Here is a 22,590-nt window from a genome sequence, read left to right as displayed (position 1 = left end):
ATGCGCCGCACGCTCCTGCATCGCTGGCCCCTCTACGCCGCCGCCGGCGCCGTCCTGTTCTTCTTTCTCGCGAGCCTGTGGAATTACGCAGTCGAGCGCGACTATCCGAAATTGCGGCTGCGCAGCGCAAATCCGCTCGCCGGCGTCGCCAAGCCGGCGCCGACGCAGGTTTCGCTCGAGAAAATCCTCTCCGGCGAGACGCAGAAGAGCTTCTCCGACAATCTCGCGCAATCGTTGCCGGTGTTTCCCTTTGCGGTGCGCGCGCGCAATCAGCTGCTCTATTCGCTGTTCGGCGCCTCCGGCGCGAGCGGCCTCGTCATCGGGCGCGACGCGCAATTGTTCGAGCGTTTCTATATCGATGAATTCTGCCGGCGCGGCGCGCCGCCGAGCGAGACGACGTTGGCGCGCTGGGCGCAGCGCGTCGCCGAGAATGAGGCCGCCGCCCATGCGCGCGGAAAAGGCTTCGCCTATGTGATCTCGCCGTCCAAGGCCTCGCAATATCCGCAATATTTTCCCGCCGGGATGAAATGCCCGGCGCAGGCGCGCGGAACGATCGACAAGCTCGCGCCCTATCGCGCAGCGCTAGAGGCGCGCGGGTTGCGCTTCGTCGATTCGCCGGCGCTGCTCGAGGCGCGCAAAAAGGATTTCGACATCGATTTCTTTCCGCGCGGCGGCACGCATTGGAATCTGCTCGGCGCTGCGCTGGCGACGCGCGAGGCGACGCGTCTCATCGGCGAGGAGGCGGGCCTCGGCCTCTTCGATTTCGATTGGCGCCGCGACAATGTCGCCATGGGAACGGATCGCGATCTGCTCGATCTGCTCAATCTTCTCTGGCCCGATCCGCATTATCCAGTGGCGACCATTCTGCGCGCGCCCGATGCGAAAGCCCAATGTGCGCGCACGCCAAAGCTGCTCGCGCTCGGCGGCAGCTTCGTGCGCGAGATCATTGTTTCTCTCGCGCAGGCGCCGTGTCCGCCGCAGATCGATTATTGGTTCTCCATGCGGCTCGCCAATGACGACTTCGATCTCGTGCGCTATCACACCGCGCCCGGCGAGACCGGCAATGGCGAGCGGCGGCCGGCCGATCTCGCTGAGCTGCGCGCCAGCGCGGAAGAGGCCGACGCTATTCTGCTCGAGGAGAACGAGGCCAATATCGGCACGCTGAGCCAGGTGGAAAATCTCTGGCGCGCGCTGCACCCGGCGGAGGTGGCCAAGTAGCGAATAGAGAGTAACGAATAGTAAGAAGCTCTACTCGCTATTCGCTACTCGCTATCAGCTCCTCACGCGCGCCCCGCGATGCGCGCATATTCGCCAAAGACGATCTCGCGGCCATAGGCGCGCTCCAATCGCCGCACGGTGAAGTGTCCGCGCGCCAGCGATTGGAAATGCCGTGTGAAGGCGATATTGACCGCCGCGCCGCCCAGAGCGCCGAGAATGGGCGTCGCCTGCGCCGCCGCCTTTTGCGAGACGACGACTCCGAAGCGCGTCGAAATTTGCGCGATGAGCCGCGCCAGCACGGGCGCCGTCTCGTCGGCGACGGCGGTCGCGGCGACATAATGCGCGGCGTCGCTCACCGTTTTGGCGAGCAGGCCGCGAATGGCGAGATAGCCGCCCTCGAGGAGATTGCCTTCCTCCGCATGGCCGCCGAGCGCGAAGACCTGGAGACAGGCGATCGTCGCCTCCGGGGCGGCGAGGTCCTCGCCCTCGCTGCGGGCGATGTCGGCGATCGAACGCAGCATGATGACGGTGGAGACCGGCAGCTCGATCGGCAGGCTGGCGAGGCCGATGGCGCCGCCGATCGCGCCGCTCGCCGCGGCGAGGCGTAGATGCAGCCGCGAGGCGTCGCGCGCCGGGGCGGCGGGATCGAGGCTCGAGATGGCGACGCGCAGGGCCGATTTGATGCCGCGGCGGGTCGCGCTCGCTGCCACTTCCTGCAAGGCTGTGGGAATGATGCGGCCGGCGAAGCCGATCTGCCGTCCGGCGAGCGCGGTGAGCCGCTGGGCGAAGCTCTCGCGCTCCAGAATTTCGACGGCCGCTTGCAGGGCGGCGCGGTCGGCCTCCGTCATCGGCCGCTCGATCACGACGGGAAGTCCCTGCGACACGCTTGCTTTTCCTCTCCGATCGCTCCCGCCCCGGCCGCTAAGATCGGATGAAAAAGCCTGCGCCGCAAGGGCGAGCGCGGCCTTGTGCGGGGGCGCACTTTCAGAGCGCCGTCGCTGTCCTTATGTGACGGCGAAGCACAAGACGGGCTTTCGAAAGCGCCGCGCATATCGTCCCGCTGAGGGCGGGGGGAGCGGCGAAAATTGGGAGGTGGCTATGACGAATTATCTGAAGACGCTCTTTCGCGTGGCGGCGGCGCCGGTCGGCGTCGCGGCTCTGTTGGCGACGCTCGCGCCGGTCTCCGCCTCGGCGCATGGCCGCGCCGGCGTGCTGGAATGCAAGCTCTCCGGCGACAAGATCGCCATCGTCGTCGAGGAGCGGACGGTCGATTGCCTCTTCGAGGATGAGAGCGGCGCGCCGCCGGTCCATTATGTCGGCAGCGTCACCAATGTCGGCGCTGTGATCGGCGTCGGCGGTCCGGGCGAGCTCGCCTGGGGCGTTCTGGCGGCCAGCGGCGCGACGGGGCCGGGCGCTCTCGCCGGCGATTATGTCGGCGCGCATGGCTCTTTCGCGCTCGGCGTCGGCGGCGGCGGCTCGGTGCTCGTCGGCGGCTCCAATGAAACTGTGACGCTGCAGCCGATTTCGGTCGAGGCGAACACCGGCCTCATTCTCTCGGCCGGCGTCGGTCATCTCAGCCTGCGCTACGCGCCGGAGCCGGCCGGTCGCCACGGCCGCCATCACGGCCGCTTCTGCCACCGCCATCACCATCATCACCATAACCATCATCACCACCACCACCACCATCACCATCACTGAGTGTGAGGCGGAGCGGCGTGGGCGCCTTTCGGGCGCTCACGCGAAATCGATGACGCTGTCGGTCGGAAAATCGTAGAGCTTGCCGGTCTCGGTCCAATCCGGGCGGCACAGAGCGACGAGCTTGGGCGCCAGATCTTCCGGCGTGCGCAGCGTCATCGGATCCTCGCCCGGCATTGCGGCGGCGCGCATCTGCGTGCGCAGCGGGCCTGGGTTGGCGAGCATCACCTTCACTTGCGAGGTGTTCTGCGTCTCGGCGGCGTAAGTGCGGCCGAGCGCGTTCAGCGCCGCCTTGGTGACGGCGTAAGGCCCCCAATAGGGCTTGATGCGATGCGCCGCGCCGGAGGTGACGAAGACCGCGCGTCCCGCGTCGGACGAGCGCAAGAGAACGTCCATCGCGCGAATGAGCCGCCAATTGGCGGTGACATTCACGTCGAAGAGACGGCTCCATTGCGGCGGATCGACATGGGCGAGCGGCGTCACCGGGCCGAGCAGACCGGCGTTGCCGACCAGAATGTCGAGCTTCTTCCAGCGCTCGTGAATGCAGGCGCCGAGCCGGTCGAGATTGTCGAACTCGGTGACGTCGAGCGGAACGATGGTCGCCTGGCCGCCGAAGCCGGTGATCTCGTCATAGAGGAATTCGAGCGCGCCTTGCCCGCGCGCCAGCGCGACGACATGCGCGCCCTCACGCGCGAGAGCGACGGCGAGCGCGCGGCCTATGCCGCGCGAGGCGCCGGTGACGAGGGCGACGCGGCCTTCCAGTGTCATGCGAAAATATCCTTCAGCGCGAGGTCGAGGCCCGGCGGATCGAGCCTTATCGACCCTTCGGTCACGGTCTCTTCCCGCATCGCCGCCGCGCCGTCACGGCGGCAATGCGTCACGGCGCGGCGGGCGAGGTCGATGATGAGATAATGGGCAAGGCTCGCCACGCGGAAATAGCCCTTCCGCTTGATGCTCTCGGCGGCTGCGTCGGAGGAGGGGCCGAGAACCGTGACGGCGACGATGGGGGCAGGGGCGAGCATGTCTTCCGTCGCGATGGGAGCGCCGCAATTCACCAGAATGTCGGGCTCATAGACATTATGCGCATCCACCGCGACGCCGAGGCCGCCGACATAGGCCTCGCAGGGCGCCCCGGCGCGGAGCAGAGCCTGCGCGATCACGCGCCAGATCTTGCCCTTGGCCGTGACATGGTCAGACGGCTCGCGCGGCAGAGGAATGATCTCGCCATCGATGAGCTCATAGCGGCCTTCCTCATGCCGCTCCGTCCAGGCGAGGAAGTCCGCTATCGTCATCGGCTCGCAGGCGGGCGCTGTCATGAGCGCCTATCTAGCACGGAGCAGGCGAAACACGAGGGTCAGATTATTGGCCGGCATTTCCGCGATGCGCGGCTCGGAAAACCCGTTTTTCTGCGCGCAGGCGATCACCGTCTCTATATCGCGCACGCCCCAGGCGGGATTGCTGGCGCGCAGGCTCGCGTCGAACTCCTCATTGCTCGGCGCGGTATGGGCGCCGCCGCGCTTATAGGGGCCGTAGAGGCAGACCGGCGCGCCCTCGGGAAGCATCGCCGCCGCCGTGGCGAAGAGGCGCTCCGTCGACTCCCAAGGCGAGATATGGATCATGTTGATGCAGACGATCGCATCCGCCTTCGTGACCGGCCAGGGCTGCTGCGTCGCATCCAGCGCGAGCGGCGCGCGGAGATTGGGGAGCCCCATCGCCGCGACCCAGGCGGCGACGCTCTCCCTCGCTCTCTCGTCGCAGTCCGTGGGCTGAAACACGAGCCCCGGCAGATTGGCGGCGAAATGCGCGGAATGCTCGCCCGTGCCGCTGGCGATCTCCAGCACGAGCCCTTCCGCCGGCAGCTCCTCGCGCAGCACGTCGAGAATAGGCCCGCGATTGCGCGCGGCGGCGGGGGCGTAGAGGCGCTTGTCGTCTGCTTCCGGGGTCATGAGAGCCCTTTCGAGCGCGTGCGAAGCAAGAGCGGGGCCGAGCGGTCTCGGCCGAGATGTCATCAGGCATACACGAAGGAGCAATAGGGGCAACCGAGCGGCAAAGCTTCAGGCACTCTCCAGAGGAAGCCCCTAAAATGAAAAGACGTCTCTTGGCCTCGGCGGCGTTCGCCGGCGCCTTCGGCATTGCGCCGTCCGTCGCCATGGCGCAATCGGCGACCAATATCGCCAACGCCAATCTGCTCTCCGGCTTCAGCCTTCTCGGCAACACGCCGGCCGGCGTGACCGTGCTCAATCAAAATCTCGCCACCGCGATCGGCGTCAACAATAATTCTTCCGCCGCGGTGCGGGCGCAGGCGATCTCCGACAATACGATCGCCGCGCTGGTCGGCTCGATGCAGAACGGCATGTCGGTGGCGGATGCGCTCGGCTCCAATCTCTTCGCGACCTTCGCGACGAAGAATTCCGTCGCCGCCAATTTCTCCGCGACCACCCTCTCGACGAATTTCTCGAGCCTCTTCACCCAGATCAACACGCTGATCACGGCGGGCGACTCGGCATTCACCAAGAATTATTTCGCCAATGGCAGCACGGATGGAAATCCCGCGCATCAGGCGGTCGGCGTTTCGCTACCGGCCGGCGGCCAGTTCAATGTCTATGACAAGGCCTATAATCCGCTGCCCGCCAACGCCAACACGGTGGGCGACAGCCGCCCGGCGCAGGTCGCGCCGACGCAGATTCAGACCTTCGTCGCCAATGACTATTTCGGCGTCTCGACCAATTCCGCCACGGCCATCATCCCGACGCTCAAGAGCAACGCCTCCTTCCCGAGCGGCCATTCGACCTATGGCTTCACCTCGAGCCTGCTGCTCGCGATCATGGTTCCCGAGCGCTATCAGCAGCTCATCACGCGCGGCGCCGAATTCGGCAACAGCCGCATCGTGCTCGGCGCGCATTATCCGCTGGACGTCATCGGCGCGCGCATCCAGACCTATTATGATCTGGTGCAGATATTGAACGGCAATCCCGCTTACGCCAATCGAACCGTCCCGGGCCTGCTCGGCGGGACCATCACCACGACCAGCGATTTCCCGGCGCTCTTTGCCGCGGCGCAGAGCGATCTTCGCGCGCTGCTGGGCGCATGTTCCGGCGGGATCGCCGCTTGCGCGACGACATCGGCGACCGATCGCTTCAGCAGCATTTCGACGGACAAGGCCAATTACACCTATTGGCTGACCTATGGCCTCTCGCCCGTCGGCGCCACCAATCTGGCGCCGGTCGTTCCCGTCGGCGCGGAAGTCCTCATTGCCAGTCGCTTTCCCTATCTCACCACGGCGCAGCTGCGCGACGTGCTGGCGACGACGGAGCTCGCCTCCGGCCAGCCGCTCGACGACGGCTCGGGCTATGCGCGGCTCAATCTCTTCGCCGCGGCGGATGGCTATGGCTCCTTCGGCTCGCTGGTCTCCGTGACGATGAATGCGGCGCTCGGCGGCTTCAACGCGAAGGATTCGTGGAACAACGATATTTCCGGCGTGGGCGGCCTCACATTGAACGGAACCGGCCGTCTGACGCTCACCGGAGCGGACACTTACACCGGCCCGACCATCGTCAATGGCGGCGTGCTGGAAGTCGCCGGCTCCATCGTCTCGGCGAGCACGATCAATGCGGGCGGCGTGCTGGCCGGCGCCGGAACGGTCGGCAATGTGACGGTGAATTCGGGCGGAACGCTCGCGCCCGGCGCTGTAGACTCCATCGGGGTGCTGACCGTCAAAGGCGCGCTCGCCTTCCAACCGGGCTCGATCTATTCGGTGCGCGCGACGCCGCTGCTCGCGGATCGCGCCAATGTCACGGGGACGGCCTCGCTCAACGGCTCGGTGAATGTTCTCGCCGGCTCCGGCCTCTATCTGCCGAGCACGTCCTACACCATCCTCAACGCCCAGGGCGGCGTTACGGGGGGCTTCTCCAGCGTCGGAACCAATCTCGCCTTTCTGACGCCGCGGCTCGGCTATGACGCGAATAATGTCTATCTGAGCTTGAACCGCAATGATCTCGCCTTCGGCGCGGTGGCGGCGAGCGCCAATCAGCGCGCCGTGGCCAATGCGCTGACGGCGGCGAGCGTCGGCCCCTATGGCGCAACGGGCGCGAGCCTGTTCAACACGCTCTATCTGCAGACGGCGCAGGGCGCGCGAGCGAGCTTCGATGCGCTGAGCGGCGCCGGCCTCGCGGGCGCGCAATCGACGGCGATCCATGTCGGCGCTCTCGCGAGCTCTGCGATCGCCGATCAGGCCGCTTTCTGGCGCTCCGGCGAGATGAACGACGTCACCGGAATCACCTCGCGCGAGAGCGTCGCCGGCGCGCTCGGCTATGCGAAGCTCGAATCGCGCAAAGGCCCCATCGTCGTTAAGAGCCCGCCGGTCTTCACCCGCACTTGGCGCGCCTGGGGCTCCTTCTTCGGCGGCGCGGTGGACACCTCGGCGGACGCCGGCCTCGGCGCGCCTTCCGCCAAGGCCAATTACTTTGGCGGAATCATCGGTCTCGATTATCAGATCGATCCCGATTGGCTCATCGGCGTCGCGGCGGGCGGCAGCTCATCGAATTTCTCCGTCGCGTCGCAGCAGAGCAGCGGCGAGATCACGGCTTTCCACGGCGGCGTCTATACGAGCCGTCTCTTCGGCCGCTCCTATGTCGAATTGAGCGAGACTTTCAGCGTCTTCCAGAATTCGACGACGCGCACGGCCGGCGGCTTCGGCCTCCTGCCTTATGACAAGCTCACCGCGGATTTCTCCTCGCGCGAATATCGCACGCGCGGCGAGATCGGCCATGGCTATGACATCGGCCGCGTGAAGCTGACGCCCTTCGCCGCGGCGGAGGTCGCCTTCTACGAATCCGACGCCTTCACCGAGAAGGGCCTCAATCCGGCGAGCCCGCTGGCGCTGACAAACAGAGGCCAGTCGACGACCTCGCTGCCGACCTTCCTCGGCCTGCGCTTCTCCGACAGCTTCCGCCTCGACAATGGCTGGCGCGTCACGCCCACGGGCAGCGTCGCTTGGGTGCATGAGTTCTTCCCGCAGCGACGCCTCGCCAATACGCTGGTCGCGCTGCCCGGAGCGAGCTTCTCCGTCTTCGGTCCGCGGGAAGCCTATAATCTCGCGCAGATCAAAGCCGGCGCGCAGCTCTATCTCGAGGATCGCCTGGCGCTATTCGTCGATTTCCAGGGCGAGTTCTCTGACGTCACTCGCAGCTATGGCGGCAAGGGCGGGCTGAAGTACAGCTGGTGAATGATCGGCTGCGCCTCTCCCGACATGTCGGGAGAGGCGACTTGCGCGCGCGAAACGCTAGCGTCTCATTCATTCCAAGGATTCGTGACCTCGACGTCGAGGTCGGCGAAATCGCGGATATTGCGTGTGACGAGCCGCGCGCGATGGGCGAGAGCAATGCCGGCGATCTGTGTGTCGCGGTGGTCGACGGTCGTTCCATTGCGGCGGCGTGCGGCCGCGAGCCGGCCGGCCACCTCAGCGGCCTTCAAGTCGAAAGGCGCTATGCGGTCGCCGAATGTCGATTCCGTCAGCCGGGCGAGCGCAGCGGACAGTTCCGCCTTCCTGCGGCTCGCGTCGAGAAGCTCCAAGCCGAAATGCAACTCCATCACCGAAATCGAGGATATCCAGACCGAAGAGAGAGGATGGCGATCGAGCCAGGCCAAGACTTGGGGATGAGGTCTCGCTCTCACGAGCTCGGAGACGACATTCGTGTCGAGCAGGATCACTCGAATTCGGCCGGCCGCGCCGCTCCGCGGAGCTCAAAAGCGCTCGCCTCGTCATCGGAGAAGCCGAATTCGGAGAATTGCGCAGAGAGGCGAGACGCCCATCCATAGTCTTCGGCCGCTTGGCCGCCGACTGCCGCCTCTATGATGCGGCGCGCCTCCTCCTCCATGCTGCGCCCATGCTCCGTCGCGCGACGCCGAAGCTTTTGCTTCACGTCGTCGGCGAGATTGCGTACGAGCAGCTGAGCCATGCGGAACGTCCAGGTGATATCAATGATATCATAGCGCGGCCCACACAGGCGTCAATTCATTTGCGCCTCAGCTCGCCTCCGCGAGCAGCGACAGCTGCGTGCGCACGCGCTCTTCGGTCACATCGGTGAGCGTCGTCGGATAGTCGCCCGTGAAGCAATGGTCGGTGAATTGCGGCCGCACGGGATCGCGCTTGTCCTCGCCCATGGCGCGGTAGATGCCGTCGATCGAGAGAAAGGCGAGGCTGTCCGAGCCGATATATTGCCGCATCTCCTCGAGCGTATGCGTCGCGGCGAGCAGCTTCTCCTTCTGCGGCGTGTCGATGCCGTAATAATCGGGATTGGTGATCGGCGGCGAGGAGATGAGGAAATGCACCTCGCGCGCGCCGGCGTCGCGCATCATCTGCACGATCTTGACCGAAGTGGTGCCGCGCACGATCGAATCGTCGATCAGTATCACCCGCTTGCCGGCGACGACGGAGCGATTGGCGCTGTGCTTCAGGCGCACGCCGATCTCGCGCACGGTCTGCGTCGGCTGAATGAAGGTGCGGCCAACATAGTGATTGCGGATGATGCCGAGCTCGAAGGGAATGCCCGACTCGCGAGCATAGCCGAGCGCCGCCGGCACGCCGGAATCGGGTACGGGCACGACGACGTCGGCCTCGATCCGGCGCTCGCGCGCGAGCTCCGCGCCCATGGCCTTGCGCACCTCATAGACCGGCCGGCCGTGGACGATGGAATCGGGACGCGCGAAATAGATATATTCGAAGATGCAGGGACGCATCGGCTGCGACGGGAAGGGCTTGACGCTCTCCAGCCCATCCTCCGAGATGATGACGACCTCGCCATTCTCGACGTCGCGGACGAAGCGCGCGCCGATGATGTCCAGCGCGCAGGTCTCCGAGGCGAGAATATATTTGCCGTCCAGCTCGCCGATGACGAGCGGGCGAATGCCGAGCGGATCGCGCGCGCCGATCAGCTTCTTGTTGGACAGCACCACCAGCGCATAGGCGCCCTCTATGGAGCGCAGCGCCTCGATGAAGCGCTCGACCAGCCGCGTCTTGCGGCTGCGCGCTACGAGATGGAGGATCACCTCCGTGTCGGAGGTCGATTGGAAGATCGCGCCTTCCTCGATCAGATCGCGGCGCAGCGTATGGGCGTTGGTGAGATTGCCATTGTGGCCGATGGCGAAGCCGCCCGTGTTGAGCTCGGCGAACAGCGGCTGCACATTGCGCAGGATCGTCTCGCCGGTCGTGGCGTAGCGGACATGGCCGATCGCCGAATTGCCGGGCAGGCGCTTGATCGTGCTCTCATGCGAGAAATGATCGCCGACGAGGCCGAGGCGGCGCTCCGAGTTGAAGCGCTTGCCGTCGAAGGCGACGATGCCCGCCGCCTCCTGTCCGCGATGCTGTAGCGCATGCAGCCCGAGCGCGGTCAGAACCGTCGCCTCTGGATGATCGAATATGCCGAAGACGCCGCAATATTCGCGGAGCCGGTCGCCGTCGAGATCATCGTCGGACATGGTCGACATGGAAGGACGTTCGCCGCCGCCGCCCAGGTCAGAACCGTTCATTCGTCGCTTCTCCTCAGGCGTCGTCACGTCGACGCGTTACGCTCACCGCGCTTTTCGCCCCGAGACCAGGGCGTCGAGCTTTTGCTGGTCGTTCGAGCCATATGTGGCGACGGACGGCCGATTTGTAAGATCGCCGCGCTTTTCGGGCGCGGTCTCGGCGTCGCTCTTGCCGGCGTCGCCGTCGGACTCGGCCGGCGGCTCTTCCGCGCCGACGCCCTTCTTCGTCTTGATCTTGGCGACCAGCCCCTCGATGTCGTCGGGCAGATATTCCCGCAGCTTGTCGCCGGAGGCCTGCAGCACCGGCTTGGTGCGGGCGTTCTTGATCCACTCCGGCTGGCTCGCGTCCGGAACCAGCCAAGCATAGAACAGGAAGGCCACCACGGCGAGCAGCAAGCCGCGCGCCGCGCCGAAGAGGAAGCCCAGCGTGCGGTCCAGCGCGCCGATCTTGGAGTCGAGAATGACGTCCGAGAGCTTCACGGTGAACAAGGACACGACCACCAGCGTTGCGAAGAACACCACCGCCGCCGCCGCCAGCAGGGCGATATTATCCTTCGGCACATAGGGTTTCACATAAGGCACGAGCAATGGATGCAAGTAGTAGGCCGCCGCCGCGGCCGCCACCCAGGACAAAATGGCCAGCACCTCGCGCGTGAAGCCGCGCAGCAGCGCGAGCAGGCCCGAGACCAGCACCACTATGGTGACGGCGAGATCGAGATAGGACGGCATGTGCAAGGCCTCTCGTTTTTCATCTTCTCTAGAGCGCGGTCGCGCGCTCTAACGTGAATCCCTTGGGTCGCGCTCGGCGCTCGGGCCGCGCTCCGAAAGGCGCAGCTGAAGCTCGAGGCCGGCGCGTTCGTCATCGCCGTCGGAATCTCGGCGCAGAGTATAAGGGAGCGGCCCAAATTCGTCACGTCCCGGCGCGGGCGGCGCTGTTTGTCCACAAGCGCGCGCGATGCGCGCTACAAACCCCGCGATTGCGGCATTTGCGAGAAGGTGGCGCGGGAGGCGTGCGGAGGAAGCGGGGCGGCCGCCGCATGGGATCAGGCGGCGCGGCGAATCTCTCCCAGAGTCGAGGCGGCGATCATCAGCGCCATGCCGTGCAGGCGGGCCTCGTCGCGGCCCTGCCATCGGCGCAGGATCACGCGGAAGAGCTCGTCCATCACGGTCTCGTCTATGGCCTCGAGCGAGCGCTCTTCTATATTGGCGCGGCGGGCGAGCAGAACGAGATCGTTGCGGGCGTCGCGCGCCAATAGCGGCTCGCCCTCGAGCAGGCTGCGCCACATGCGGCAATGCTGCCGTCCCAGAGCGTCCCACATCTGTCGACGTCCTCGAAACCAGGCCTCATAGACACTGAATATTCGATCCGCGACTAATGGTTCACTCCAGCGGGCGATTTCTCTGCTCGTCTCCGCAAATTCCCGAGATTGCATTGGTCGGCCTCGTGGAAACTTGAAAAACGCGTGATTCGCTGAATGAAATCATTATTGCGCGTGGTTAATTTTCTGCAACCATCCCCGGCGGGCGCTGCACCGATTATTCTGCGTCTACGTCGTCATTCCTGTGATGTTTGTTGAGGTAGACAAGTAAAAACACCTATTTGTCAGGGCGTGACTACGTATTCTGAGAGGAGGGGAAAGAGGTTCACGCGGCCGCGCGGTCGTTCGAGCGCACGAAAAAACCTCTTCTGGCGGCTTCAGCTCTGCCGCTGTGGGCGTCCACGCTCGCGCGCGCCGACCGAATCTTTCGCAATATCGGCGACCAGCGCGGAGACATGGCCGCAATGCGACAAATCGACTCCCGACGCTTTGTCGTCTTCGCTCGTCTGCTGCGCCTGCGGCAGCACCGCGCGGCGAAAGCCGAGCTTGCCGGCTTCTTTGAGACGCGCGCCGGCGTGAATGACCGGCCGCACCGCGCCGGAGAGCGCAATCTCGCCGAAAAACAGCAGCTCGGCGGGCAAAGTGGCGCCGGTCAGCGAGGAGACGAGCGCCGCCGCAGCGGCGAGATCGGCGGCCGGCTCATCGGCGCGCAGCCCGCCGGCGACATTGAGATAGACGTCGTGCATGCCGAGCTTCAGCCCGGCATGGGCCTCCAGCACGGCGAGAATCATCGACAGCCGATTCGAATCGAAGCCGACGACGGCGCGGCGCGGCGTGCCGAGCGAGGTGGGCGCGACCAGCGCCTGAATCTCCACCAGCATGGGGCGCTGGCCTTCCATGCCGGCGAGCACGGCGGCGCCCGGAGCGGCGGCGTCGCGCCCGGCGAGAAACAGGGCGGAGGGGTTGGCGACCTCGGCGAGGCCGGCGCCGGTCATCTCGAAGACGCCGATCTCGCCGGTCGCGCCGAATCGGTTCTTGGAGGCGCGCAGCATGCGGAAGTGATGCGCGCTGTCGCCCTCGAAGGAGAGCACGGCGTCGACCATATGCTCGACGACGCGCGGGCCGGCCACCTGGCCGTCCTTGGTGACATGGCCGACGAGAATGACGGTGGAGCCGCTGAGCTTGGCGTGGCGCAGCAGCGCCTGGGCGCTGGCGCGCACCTGCGTCACCGTGCCGGGCGCCGAATCGGCTGCCTCCGTATGCATGGTCTGGATCGAATCGATGACGATCAGCGCCGCGCGCTTGCCGGCGGAGCAGGTGGCGAGAATATCCTCGACCTGCGTGGCGCCGGCGAGCTCGACCGGCGCGTCGGAAAGGCCGAGCCGCTCGGCGCGCAGCCGCACCTGCGCCGCGGCCTCTTCGCCCGAGATATAGATGACACGCTCGCCCCGCCGCGCCAGCGCCGCGCAGGCCTGGATCAGCAGCGTCGATTTGCCGATGCCCGGCTCGCCGCCGAGCAGCGCCACCGAGCCCGGCACGAAGCCGCCGCCGGTTACGCGGTCGAATTCTTCTATGCCCGTGGCGATGCGGGGGGCGGGGCTTGCGTCGCCGGCCAGCGCCTCCAGCGCGAAAGGCCGGCCGCGCCCGACGCGCGCCGTCGGACCGAAGCCGCCGCCGGCGCCGCCATTCTCCTCGACGATCGTGTTCCACTCGTTGCAGGATTCGCAGCGGCCTTGCCAGCGGTTCGTGACCGCTCCGCAACTCTGGCAGATGAAGCTCTGGCGGGCTTTAGCCATTACGCGCTTCGCCCTCTCTCGACATGCCCGGCAGAAGCGCCAGCGGCGCCAGAGCGGCGGCGGCGGCGCAGCCATAGGCGAAGCCTTGGCCGCTCGCCTCGGCCAGCGCGCCGAAGGCGACATTGCCGGCGATCACCGCCACGGCGTTGGCGAGGCCGAAGACGCCGAAGCCGGTGGCGCGCAAATGCGCCGGCGCGGCGCGGGCGATCAGCGCCGAAAAGGCCACATGCGCCAGTGCAATATGCAGACCCCAGAGCGCGATCCCGACGAAGACGAAGGAAAGGTCCTGCGACGCCGCGAGCGCGGCCTCCGAGATCGCCAGAGTCACGCTCGCGGCGACGAGCAGACGGCGCTCGCTCCAGCGATCGACGAGCTTGCCGGCCGGATAGGCGGCGATCATGGCGACGAAGGACATGGCCACCAACGTCAGCGGCGCGAAGGCGATGCGCAAGCCCGCGCCCGTCGCCCGCAGCACGAGAAAGGCTTCGCCCACGCGCGCGGCGGCGAGCAGGGCGCCGAATGTGAGCAGCAGCCAGAAGGCGCGCGGCAGATCGGAAAATCCGGCGAGCAGCGCCTTGCGCCCCGTGGCGGGCGGGCGCGTCTCCTCTGGCTCGTGAACGAAGACGGCGAGAACCAGCACGCAGATCAGCGCCGGCAGGCAGGCGATCCAAAAGACGAAGCGCGTGTCGTCATGCGTCGCCAGCATCAGGCCGATCGCCGCCAGCGGGCCGATGACCGCGCCGACCGTGTCGAGCGTCTGGCGCAGGCCATAGGCGGCGCCGCGCTGCTCCGGCGTGGTGACGTCTGCGATCAGCGCATCGCGCGGCGCGCCGCGCAATCCTTTGCCGACGCGGTCGAGCACGCGCGCCGCGATCACCTCCGCCGCGCCGCTGGCGAGCGGAAAGATCGGCTTCACCGCCGCGGCGAGGCCGTAGCCGAAGAGCGCCAGCCCTTTGCGGCGGCCGATCATGTCCGAGACGCGGCCGGAGACGACCTTGACGGCGAGGGCCGTCGCTTCCGCCGCGCCTTCGATCCAGCCGATCTCGGCGATGGCGACGCCGAGCGTTCCGGCGAGATAGACCGGCAGCAGCGCATGGATCATCTCGGAGGAGAAATCCATGAACAGCGAGGTGACGCCCAGCGCCCAGACAGCGGTGGGCATGGACGCTCGCTCGACCGTCTGCGCAGAGTCTCTGGCTCGCTCGCTCATGGCGCGCTTCTACGTCGCGGATCGATGGCTCGGCAAGCGAAACGATCCGGCGTCGCTCGACGAGAAGCGCTAATCCTCTGCGTCGTGACGCCCATTGATGCGACCACGCAGCACATTGGACGCTTTGAACATCACGACGCGGCGCGCGGTGATCGGCGCCGAGGCGCCCGTCTTCGGATTGCGCCCGACACGCTCGCCCTTGGAGCGAATATGAAAGGAGCCGAAGGAGGAGAGCTTCACATCCTCGCCGGAGACGATGGCGTTGAAAATCTCCGACAGCACGGCTTCGACGAACTCGCCGGACTCGGCGCGCGAGAGGCCGATGCGGCGATGTACGGCGTCCGCGAGATCGGCGCGCGTCACCGTGTGATGTCCCTGTGAGGTTGGAATCTCGGAAATGACGTTTTCGTCCCGGGAAAGGTCTTCGATTGCCGGCGGGGTTTTTTCTGAAACATTTTGCGACATGATCGGCCTTATCGATTCAAAACGAAACTAACATCGTCGAGCTCGACTTCTTTTTCTGGCTTGTGACAACTCTCGCGCGAGGCGGGTTCGTCGCGGACGATCGCAACTGGGCGCCGCAGGTCCCGTTCGCGAGGAGCGAAAAACTCAATTTGATTATTTTTCAGAAACTACGACGAAAATCAAGCGCAGGTTGCAGTTTCACGACCGGGATTTCGTGGCGCCTCACCAGCGGATGAGCGCAGAGCCCCATGTGAATCCGCCGCCGACCGCTTCGAGCATCACGAGATCGTCACGCTTGATGCGTCCGTCGTCGCGCGCGACCGACAGAGCGAGCGGAATGGAGGCGGCCGAGGTGTTGCCGTGCAAATGCACTGTGGCGACGACCTTTTCCGGCGCGATTCCGAGCTTCGTCGCCGACATGTCGATGATGCGGCGATTGGCCTGATGCGGCACGAACCAGGAGAGATCGGCGGCCGTGAAGCCGGTCGCAGCAAAAGCGTCGGTAACGACATCCGTCACCATGCCGACGGCGAAGCGGAACACTTCCTTGCCTTCCATGCGCAAATGGCCGACCGTTCCGGTCGAGGAGGGGCCGCCGTCGACATGCAATTTGGCGCGATGGCGTCCGTCCGAGCGCAAATGCGTGGTCAATATGCCGCGCTCGGCGAGCGAGCCTTCGCTCTCGCGCGCCTCGAGCACGATGGCGCCGGCGCCGTCGCCGAACAGCACGCAGGTGGTGCGATCGTTCCAGTCGAGAATGCGCGAGAATGTCTCCGCGCCGATCACGAGCGCGCGCTTGTGCGAGCCGGAGCGAAGAAACTTCTCCGCCGTCGTCAGAGCGTAGACGAAACCCGAGCACACGGCCTGAAGATCGAAGGCGGCGCCGTGCGTCATGCCGAGCGCGGCCTGAATCTGCGTCGCCGTGGAGGGAAAAGTATAGTCGGGCGTCGATGTGCCGACGATGACGAGATCGATATCCTCCGGGCCGAGGCCGGCGTCGGCCAGCGCGGCGCGCGCTGCTTTCTCGCCGAGCATGGAGGTGGTCTCGCCGGGCGCGGCGATGTGACGCTCCTTAATGCCGGTGCGCTGGGTGATCCATTCGTCGCTGGTGTCGACCTTGGCGGCGAGCTCCTCATTGGTGAGGATGCGGCTCGGCAGATAGCTGCCGAGGCCGACGACGACAGAGCGCAGAGGGCGCGGGATAAGAGTCACTGAGCGGCTTCCTGGTCGTCGCGGCGGCTCGAGGCCAGCATGTCGCGGATCTTGGAGAGCAGGCCTTGATGCGCCATCTCATAGCCGATCTCGACCGCGCGGGCGAAGGCCAGCGCATCGGCGCCGCCATGGCTCTTGATGACGATCCCCTCGAGGCCGAGAAACACGCCGCCATTGATGTTGCGAACGTCGATCTTGTCGCGCAGCTCGCGAAAGGCGCCGCGCGCCAGCAGATAGCCGATCTTGGCGAGCCAGCTGCGGCCGATCGCCTCGCGCAGATAATTGGTGATCTGAGTCGCCGTGCCTTCGGCGGTCTTCAGCGCGATATTGCCGGAGAAGCCCTCCACCACGACGACGTCGACGACGCCCTTGCCGATCTCGTCGCCCTCGACGAAGCCGTGATAGTCGAGATCGGGAAGCTCTGCCTCCTTCAGTAGGCGCGAGGCGGTCTTGACCTCCTCGACGCCCTTGATCTCCTCGACGCCGACATTGAGCAGGCCGACGCTCGGCCGCTCTATGTCGAAGAGCGAGCGCGCCATAGCCGCGCCCATGACGGCGAGATCGACGAGATGGCGGGCGTCCGCGCCGATGGAGGCGCCGACGTCGAGCACGATGGAATAGCCGCGCGCCGTCGGCGCCGGCCATAGGCAGGCGAGCGCCGGACGCTCGATCTTGGCCATTGTGCGCAGGCAGACCTTGGCCATGGCCATCAGCGCGCCCGTGTTGCCGGCGGAGATGGCGACATCGGCTTCGCCCTTCTTCACCGCCTCGATCGCCTGCCACATGGAGGAGACGCGGCGGCCGGAGCGCAGCGCCTGGCTCGGCTTGTCGTCCATGCGGACGGCGACATCGCAGTGACGGACGGTCGCGACATGGGCGAGGCGCGGATGCGCGGCCAGCTCGGCGCGAATCTGCCCTTCGTCGCCGAACAGCAGGAAGCTGCTGTCGGGATGACGATCGTGAGCGATGGCGGCGCCGGCGATGGTGACTTTCGGACCATGATCGCCGCCCATGGCGTCCAACGCTATGCGAATGGGCTGCGCCATTCTGCCTCGTCTCCCGAGCTGAATACGAATTGCGAATGTCCGCGCGGCCCGCAACGCTCCGCCCCACGGGGCCGCCGGACGCGCGAAAGATGCGGCGAAGCGAAGCCGCTATGGCTCGCTTTTGCCCTCGGTTCCGAGCGATTTCTCGTCAGGGACCGGGCTCGCCGCCGGCCCAAGGCGCCAGCGGCTGACGAATTGCCATTTGCGCGGCGCCAGCGCAAGAGCAATTCCTGCCGTCGCTCCAGCTTCCCACGAGCGAGCCGGTCACGGCGCATCGTCGCATGTCGCCGAATCTACAGGCTCTCCGTCACGCTCTTGCAAAGCCGGGCTCAGTTTCTGCGTCCCTTGCCGAGCGCGTCGCGCAGGCCGGCGAAGGGAGAGACTTTCGCCGGCGGCTTCTCTTCCTCCGCCTTCTCTTCGGGCGGAGTGAAGAGCGCGCCCGGCTTGCGCGGATAGGGATCGAGCGCCAGCGCCAGAAATTCCGCGACGATAGCGCCGAGATCGATTCGCCCATCGACGAGCGGATCGGGCGCATCCTCGTCGAGATCGGCGATGTGCCGGCTCGCTCTCGGCTCTTTCGGCTCCTCCGGCTCGGCCTCGCGCCGGCGCCGGGACATGCGTTCCGTCGGGGGCGGGGCGGCCGGGGCGGCTTCCGGCGCGAAGGACAGGTCGATGGGCTCGACGACGCGGGAGTCGAATTCCTCGAGCGTCACCACGCAGGTTTGGCGAATGTCGGCGATGAACTCGCCGACGACGCGCAGGCCGCCGCGGCCCGCGCGCGTCACTTTCAGCTTCGCCTCGAGGCGGCTCAGCGCGGCGAGATCGTCCGCCTCGGCGAGGGCCGCGCGCTCGGAGGCGTCGGCGGAAATGGTCAGCTCCAGCCCGTCCTCGGGAATATCGACGGCGGCGATCGGGCGTGAGAATGGGGTTTCGGGCAATTGCAGATCGTCGCTCATTCGCCGCTCCTTCTCCTCGGACGTCGCCGCCTCGGCCGACAATATGAAATATAGATGGGCGCCGCGCCCATTGGTCGAAGCTTCGCCATTTTCCGGCCATTGATACGGTCGAAGAGGCGCCGACGCCAGCCCGAGGGTTGCGCCGGAGGCGTCGCTGCTTGCTTTCGCGCAGAGCGAGAGTTAGGCAAGCTCGAACATTGTCGCGATAGAGGTCGGCCTCGGGAGAGGCGCAGCGCGGAGAGAAAAATGCGGTCTCGGGTTTCGCTCGTCGTCTTCTCGCGGCAGGCCCGCCGCCTCGCCGCCCTCGCGCTGCTGGCCACGCCGCTCGCCGGGTGCCTCGGCTATGACGGCGTCATCAATCGCGGCGCCGTCATCGAGGAGCGCAAGGTCGCGCAGGTGAAGGTGGGCCTGCCGGCTCCGCAAGTGCTGGCTCTGCTCGGCACGCCTTCGACGACATCGACGATCGGCGGCGACGCCTGGTACTATTTCAGCCAGCGCATCGAGCGCGAGCTCGCCTTCCTCCCGCCCGAGGTCGCCGACCAGCACATTCTCGCGGTCTATTTCGATAAAGGGAAAAAGGTCCAGCGCATCGCCGATTATGGGTTGAAGGACGGCAAGGTCGTCGATTTCGTCAGCCGCACGACGCCCACGGCCGGGGCCGAGTTCAATTTCATCCGCAATATGCTGTCGAAGCTGACCAGCTTCTGACGATTCGGAAAAAATCCTAGCTTTTTCAATCGCAAGCGTGGCTGTGTCGATTCGGCGCAAATGTGGCGGGCGAATCGGCCGGCCGCCTCCGTACGTAGCCGATCGCTTCATTTTTAAGGGTTTGTGGGAACTACGGCCCCGCCCGAATGTGACGCGCGCGTGACGCGCGCAGTCGATTTTTCGCCCCTCGCGGTTGCTAGCCTCTGTCTCGTCCAAACAACAGCGAGGAATGAAACAGAGTGTCTTTCGAAGCGATAGCTCCTGCCGTTCGCGGCGAAGCGTCGGCGCCGAAATGGTCGCGCTTTCTGCCCGTGTTCGACCGCGCAGACGCGGACCGCCCCCTCGCGGGGGCCGACGGATCCGTTCACATGCTCCTTCGCGCTTTCGCCATAGCGACGGCTCTCGCCTTCGCCCTGGTGGCCGCGTTGCTCTCGATGCCGGATGGCTGGGGCCGGTTCAGACTGTCGGAGGCCTCGCGCGCCGGCGCGCGCAGCCGCCCGGCGCCGCCGCCCTTGTTCTTTCTGACCAATCGCGGCCTCACCGATCAGCCGCTCGACGCCGACGCCGCCGAAGCGATGGGCGAGGCGGTGAAGGCCTGGTCCGGCGCCGCCGACGTCGCCAATGAGGCGCAGGCGAGCCTCTCCGGCGCCGCCCCGGCGGTGCTGCAATTCGGCCCGGTGCGCGTCGCCCGCGCCATTGTCGAGCATGTGGTGCAGGCGGCCAAGACCACTGGCTCCGATCCGGCCATGCTGATGGCGATCGCCGACAAGGAGTCGAGCTTCGCGCCCAAGGCCAAGGCCAGCACCTCCTCGGCGAGCGGGCTGTTCCAGTTCATCGATTCGACCTGGCTGAAGGCCGTGCGCATGTTCGGCCGCAGTCATGGCCAGGAGGCCGCGGCGGAGGCGATCGGCGGCGACTATCGCGTCGCGCCGCAGAAGCGCTCCGAGATTCTGGCCATGCGCAACGACCCCTATCTCTCCGCGGTCTTCGCCGCCGAGATGCTGAAGCATGACGGCGAGCGCATCGCCGAGCGAATCGGCCGTCCGCTGACCGTGGGCGAGACCTATCTCATCCACTTCCTGGGGCCGGACGACGCCGCCCGCTTCATGGCGAAGGTGGAGGAGGCGCCCAACACCCCGGCCGCCAAGCTGCTGCCGCGGCCCGCCCGCGCCAATAAGCCGATCTTCTTCGCCCGCCAGGGCAAGAAGATGAAGCCGAAGTCGGTGAGCGAGGTTCACGAAGCCTTCGAGGCGATGATGGGCCAGCGCTCCAATCGCTACAAGGGCGTGGAGCAGCAGCTGCCGGGCGGGGCGCTCGCCTATACGGAGTGAGATTCGTCCGCAGAAAATGAGAAAGGCGGCCCCAGCGGCCGCCTTTTTCGTTTGTCTCGGCCGCGTTCAGGCGGTCGAAGCCGTCACTTGTTCCAGCGTTCGGCGGCGGCATCGTCCTTGGCCTTGGCCTCGACCCAGTCGCCGACGCTGCCGTCCGCGCGATGCTCCTTCTTCCAGAAGGGGGCTCTGGTCTTCAGATAATCCATCAGAAATTCCGCTGCGGCGAATGCCTCGCCGCGATGGCGCGCGGCCGTGACGACGAGCACGATTCTCTCGCCCGGCAAAATGCGCCCGTGGCGATGGATGACGGTAAGCGCAGATAGCGGCCAGCGGGCGAGCGCCTCCTCGGCGACGCGGGCGATCTCCGCCTCGGCCATGCCGGGATAATGCTCGAGCTCCAGCGCCGCGAGCGTCCCGTCCTCGTCGCGGCACAGGCCGGTGAAGGAGACGATCGCGCCAATGTCGCGGCGGCCGTCCTCGATCAGCGCGGCTTCATGAGCCGGATCGAATGGGGCGGATTGGATGCGGATGGTGGGCATAGCAAATAGCCGGAGGGGGAGTCAGGGAAGACCGGCGAAGAACTCGACCGATCGCTTCATGCAGAGCGCGGCGGCGGCGGCGTCATAGTCTGGGAGATCGCGGTCCAAAAAGTAATGTCCGACATTGTCGTAGCGATACAATTGCAGAGCCGCGTTTTCCGCCGCTTTCGCCCATTGCGCGAAGAAGCTCTCGTCGTCGAAAGGGTCCGGCCGAGCGATATGGGCCGAGACCGGAAGACCGCATCTCGGCGGCTTCATCCATGGCGCCGTTCCCGCAATGAGCAGCGCTCCGGGCATATGGGGACGGCTTTTCCAGACGCGGCCGACTAGAAACGCTCCGAAAGATATCCCGGCCAAAACAGCGTCCGCCGGCGCGTCCTCGAGCGCTCTTTCTGCTCTTTCGAGGATGAGCGCGTCGCCGATTTCGTCCTTTATCCGGAATCCGTCCTCATAGCTTTTCGCTACGCGTCCGGCGAAGAGATCGGGAAGAATGACGGACAGCCCCTCGCGCTCGAAGGCGTCGGCGATCTCGCGCTCCGCATGTCGGAGGCCGAGAATGGAATGAAAAAGCACGACGCTCTTTTTGACGGACATCCCGATTCTCCGCCCGCTGTCACGGGCTGTGGCGCGAGAAATTGCGCTGGGTCGAAGACCGGCGGCGCGCTCGCTCGTCGAGCGGCAAATCTCTCACCCTCCGGTCATCGGCGGGAAAAAGGCGATCTCGCGCGCTCCGGCGATCGGCGTCTCATGGCGTACATGGGCCTTGTCGATCGCCGTGCGAATGACGGCGGCGTTCTCGAAAGCCAGAGCATAGGCCTCGTCGCGCGACTTCAGCCAGGCGATCAGCTCGCCGACGGTCGCCACCTCCGGGGGAGGGGAGAGCTCTTCCTCGGCGCGGCCGATTCGCTCGCGCACCCAGGCGAAATAGAGAGCCTTCATCGCGCCTCATCCGTTCCGAAATGCGCCCAGCCGGCTCTCATATAGTCATAGCCGGTATAGAGCGTCAGCAGCGCGGCGATCCACAGCAGCACGCTGCCGATGTTCACCGTGCCGGGCAGCACCAACTCGCCGGCCGGGCCGGCGATGAAGAAGCCGAGCGCGAAGAGCTGCAGCGTCGTCTTCCATTTGGCGATGGCGCTGACCGGCAGCGGCACTTTCAGCTCGGCGAGATATTCGCGCAGGCCGGAGACCAGAATCTCACGGCACAGGATGATGAGCGCCGCCCAAATGGTGACGCCGGAGATGGTCTGATCGGCGACCACCATCAGCAGAGTGGCGGCGACGAGCAGCTTGTCGGCTATGGGGTCGAGCATGGCGCCGAGCGTCGATTGCTGCGCCCAGGCGCGGGCGAGATAGCCGTCGAAGAAATCGGTGATGGCGGCTGCGGTGAAGACGCCGAGCGCCGTCCAGCGCATCCAATGCTCGTCCGGCCATTGCAGCAGGCCCGCGACCACGGGTACGGCGACGAGCCGGCCATAGGTCAGAATATTGGGCAGGGAGAGCGCGCGCCCGTGGCGCGGCGGAATGGCCGTCGATGTCATGCCGCGAAGGAACATGGCGAGCGCCTCCCT

24 protein-coding genes are annotated in these 22,590 nt (G+C 66.1%); 5 read left to right on the top strand and 19 right to left on the bottom strand.

Features of this window, described 5'->3' with window-relative positions; all coding sequences use genetic code 11:
- Entirely contained in the window at positions 1-1,218 is a 1,218-nt protein-coding gene (locus K369_RS12895; protein WP_036291691.1) for an alginate O-acetyltransferase, read from the top strand.
- Between the two features lie 62 nt (positions 1,219-1,280).
- Here the strand turns inward: K369_RS12895 and K369_RS12890 are convergent, their stop codons facing one another.
- A complete protein-coding gene (locus tag K369_RS12890; RefSeq protein WP_051949525.1) occupies positions 1,281-2,066 on the bottom strand; it encodes an EcsC family protein in 786 nt (261 codons plus the stop codon).
- 250 nt (positions 2,067-2,316) lie between these two features.
- On the opposite strand from K369_RS12890, the gene K369_RS12885 reads away from it, so the two are divergent.
- Entirely contained in the window at positions 2,317-2,916 is a 600-nt protein-coding gene (locus tag K369_RS12885; RefSeq protein WP_036295120.1) for a DUF992 domain-containing protein, read from the top strand.
- Between the two features lie 36 nt (positions 2,917-2,952).
- Here K369_RS12885 and K369_RS12880 read toward each other — a convergent pair whose 3' ends face one another.
- From K369_RS12880 to K369_RS12870, 3 genes are read right to left on the bottom strand one after another with little or no spacing between them, the layout of a single operon-like run.
- Entirely contained in the window at positions 2,953-3,681 is a 729-nt protein-coding gene (locus K369_RS12880) for an SDR family NAD(P)-dependent oxidoreductase (RefSeq protein WP_036291687.1), read from the bottom strand.
- Positions 3,678-4,229: a Uma2 family endonuclease gene (locus tag K369_RS12875; protein ID WP_036291685.1), complete on the bottom strand. Its 552-nt coding sequence runs from the start codon at positions 4,227-4,229 to the stop codon at positions 3,678-3,680. Before K369_RS12875 ends, K369_RS12880 begins: the two co-directional genes overlap by 4 nt.
- A gap of 6 nt (positions 4,230-4,235) precedes the next feature.
- Entirely contained in the window at positions 4,236-4,859 is a 624-nt protein-coding gene (locus K369_RS12870) for a DUF938 domain-containing protein (protein WP_036291683.1), read from the bottom strand.
- A 137-nt stretch (positions 4,860-4,996) separates the two neighbouring features.
- Here K369_RS12870 and K369_RS24710 point away from each other — a divergent pair, with 137 nt between their 5' ends.
- The gene (locus K369_RS24710; protein ID WP_051949267.1) at positions 4,997-8,137 is read left to right on the top strand and encodes an autotransporter domain-containing protein; all 3,141 of its coding nucleotides are present in this window, start codon (positions 4,997-4,999) and stop codon (positions 8,135-8,137) included.
- 65 nt (positions 8,138-8,202) lie between these two features.
- On the opposite strand, the gene K369_RS12860 is transcribed toward K369_RS24710, so the two are convergent.
- The 11 genes from K369_RS12860 to K369_RS12810 form a co-directional block, all read right to left on the bottom strand.
- Entirely contained in the window at positions 8,203-8,622 is a 420-nt protein-coding gene (locus tag K369_RS12860; RefSeq protein ID WP_036291681.1) for a type II toxin-antitoxin system VapC family toxin, read from the bottom strand.
- Complete coding sequence (locus tag K369_RS12855; RefSeq protein ID WP_036291680.1) at positions 8,619-8,870, bottom strand: hypothetical protein; 252 nt, start codon at positions 8,868-8,870, stop codon at positions 8,619-8,621. Before K369_RS12855 ends, K369_RS12860 begins: the two co-directional genes overlap by 4 nt.
- 67 nt (positions 8,871-8,937) lie before the next feature.
- The gene (gene purF, locus K369_RS12850) at positions 8,938-10,398 is read right to left on the bottom strand and encodes an amidophosphoribosyltransferase (protein WP_156968038.1); all 1,461 of its coding nucleotides are present in this window, start codon (positions 10,396-10,398) and stop codon (positions 8,938-8,940) included.
- A gap of 84 nt (positions 10,399-10,482) precedes the next feature.
- The gene (locus K369_RS12845; protein WP_036291678.1) at positions 10,483-11,166 is read right to left on the bottom strand and encodes a CvpA family protein; all 684 of its coding nucleotides are present in this window, start codon (positions 11,164-11,166) and stop codon (positions 10,483-10,485) included.
- Positions 11,167-11,480: 314 nt separating this feature from the next.
- The gene (locus K369_RS12840) at positions 11,481-11,756 is read right to left on the bottom strand and encodes a hypothetical protein (RefSeq protein WP_108918117.1); all 276 of its coding nucleotides are present in this window, start codon (positions 11,754-11,756) and stop codon (positions 11,481-11,483) included.
- 377 nt (positions 11,757-12,133) lie between these two features.
- Entirely contained in the window at positions 12,134-13,552 is a 1,419-nt protein-coding gene (gene radA, locus K369_RS12835; protein WP_036291676.1) for a DNA repair protein RadA, read from the bottom strand.
- Entirely contained in the window at positions 13,545-14,714 is a 1,170-nt protein-coding gene (locus tag K369_RS12830) for an MFS transporter (protein ID WP_036291674.1), read from the bottom strand. Before K369_RS12830 ends, radA begins: the two co-directional genes overlap by 8 nt.
- Positions 14,715-14,831: 117 nt before the next feature.
- Positions 14,832-15,227, bottom strand: a complete 396-nt coding sequence (locus tag K369_RS12825) for an integration host factor subunit alpha (protein WP_245278190.1) — start codon at positions 15,225-15,227, stop codon at positions 14,832-14,834.
- A 222-nt stretch (positions 15,228-15,449) separates the two neighbouring features.
- Positions 15,450-16,439 (bottom strand): beta-ketoacyl-ACP synthase III, encoded by a 990-nt coding sequence (locus K369_RS12820; protein WP_084570663.1) that lies wholly within the window; start codon positions 16,437-16,439, stop codon positions 15,450-15,452.
- On the bottom strand, positions 16,436-17,485 hold the full coding sequence (gene plsX, locus K369_RS12815) for a phosphate acyltransferase PlsX (protein ID WP_036291672.1): 1,050 nt from the start codon (positions 17,483-17,485) through the stop codon (positions 16,436-16,438). The genes K369_RS12820 and plsX overlap by 4 nt, the downstream gene beginning before the upstream one ends.
- 329 nt (positions 17,486-17,814) lie before the next feature.
- The gene (locus K369_RS12810; protein ID WP_036295110.1) at positions 17,815-18,441 is read right to left on the bottom strand and encodes a DUF177 domain-containing protein; all 627 of its coding nucleotides are present in this window, start codon (positions 18,439-18,441) and stop codon (positions 17,815-17,817) included.
- Positions 18,442-18,687: 246 nt separating this feature from the next.
- Between K369_RS12810 and K369_RS12805 the strand changes: the two genes are divergently transcribed.
- Entirely contained in the window at positions 18,688-19,149 is a 462-nt protein-coding gene (locus tag K369_RS12805; protein ID WP_036291670.1) for an outer membrane protein assembly factor BamE, read from the top strand.
- A 368-nt stretch (positions 19,150-19,517) separates the two neighbouring features.
- On the top strand, positions 19,518-20,480 hold the full coding sequence (locus tag K369_RS12800; RefSeq protein WP_245278189.1) for a transglycosylase SLT domain-containing protein: 963 nt from the start codon (positions 19,518-19,520) through the stop codon (positions 20,478-20,480).
- 83 nt (positions 20,481-20,563) lie between these two features.
- Here K369_RS12800 and K369_RS12795 read toward each other — a convergent pair whose 3' ends face one another.
- The 4 genes from K369_RS12795 to pgsA all read right to left on the bottom strand — a co-directional run bounded on the left by K369_RS12795 (position 20,564) and on the right by pgsA (position 22,575).
- The gene (locus K369_RS12795) at positions 20,564-21,019 is read right to left on the bottom strand and encodes a molybdenum cofactor biosynthesis protein MoaE (protein WP_036291666.1); all 456 of its coding nucleotides are present in this window, start codon (positions 21,017-21,019) and stop codon (positions 20,564-20,566) included.
- Between the two features lie 21 nt (positions 21,020-21,040).
- A complete protein-coding gene (locus tag K369_RS12790; RefSeq protein ID WP_036291664.1) occupies positions 21,041-21,613 on the bottom strand; it encodes a dienelactone hydrolase family protein in 573 nt (190 codons plus the stop codon).
- Between the two features lie 93 nt (positions 21,614-21,706).
- Complete coding sequence (gene moaD, locus K369_RS12785; protein WP_024880614.1) at positions 21,707-21,958, bottom strand: molybdopterin converting factor subunit 1; 252 nt, start codon at positions 21,956-21,958, stop codon at positions 21,707-21,709.
- Positions 21,955-22,575, bottom strand: coding sequence for a CDP-diacylglycerol--glycerol-3-phosphate 3-phosphatidyltransferase (gene pgsA, locus K369_RS12780; RefSeq protein WP_245278188.1), 621 nt, complete (start codon positions 22,573-22,575; stop codon positions 21,955-21,957). The genes moaD and pgsA overlap by 4 nt, the downstream gene beginning before the upstream one ends.
- Positions 22,576-22,590 lie beyond the last annotated feature (15 nt).

Source organism: Methylosinus sp. PW1 (genome assembly GCF_000745215.1).
In the GTDB taxonomy this organism is placed as follows: Bacteria; Pseudomonadota; Alphaproteobacteria; order Rhizobiales; family Beijerinckiaceae; genus Methylosinus.
Note: the sequence above shows the minus strand (reverse complement) of the source record. Positions and strands in the feature narration are given on the sequence as shown.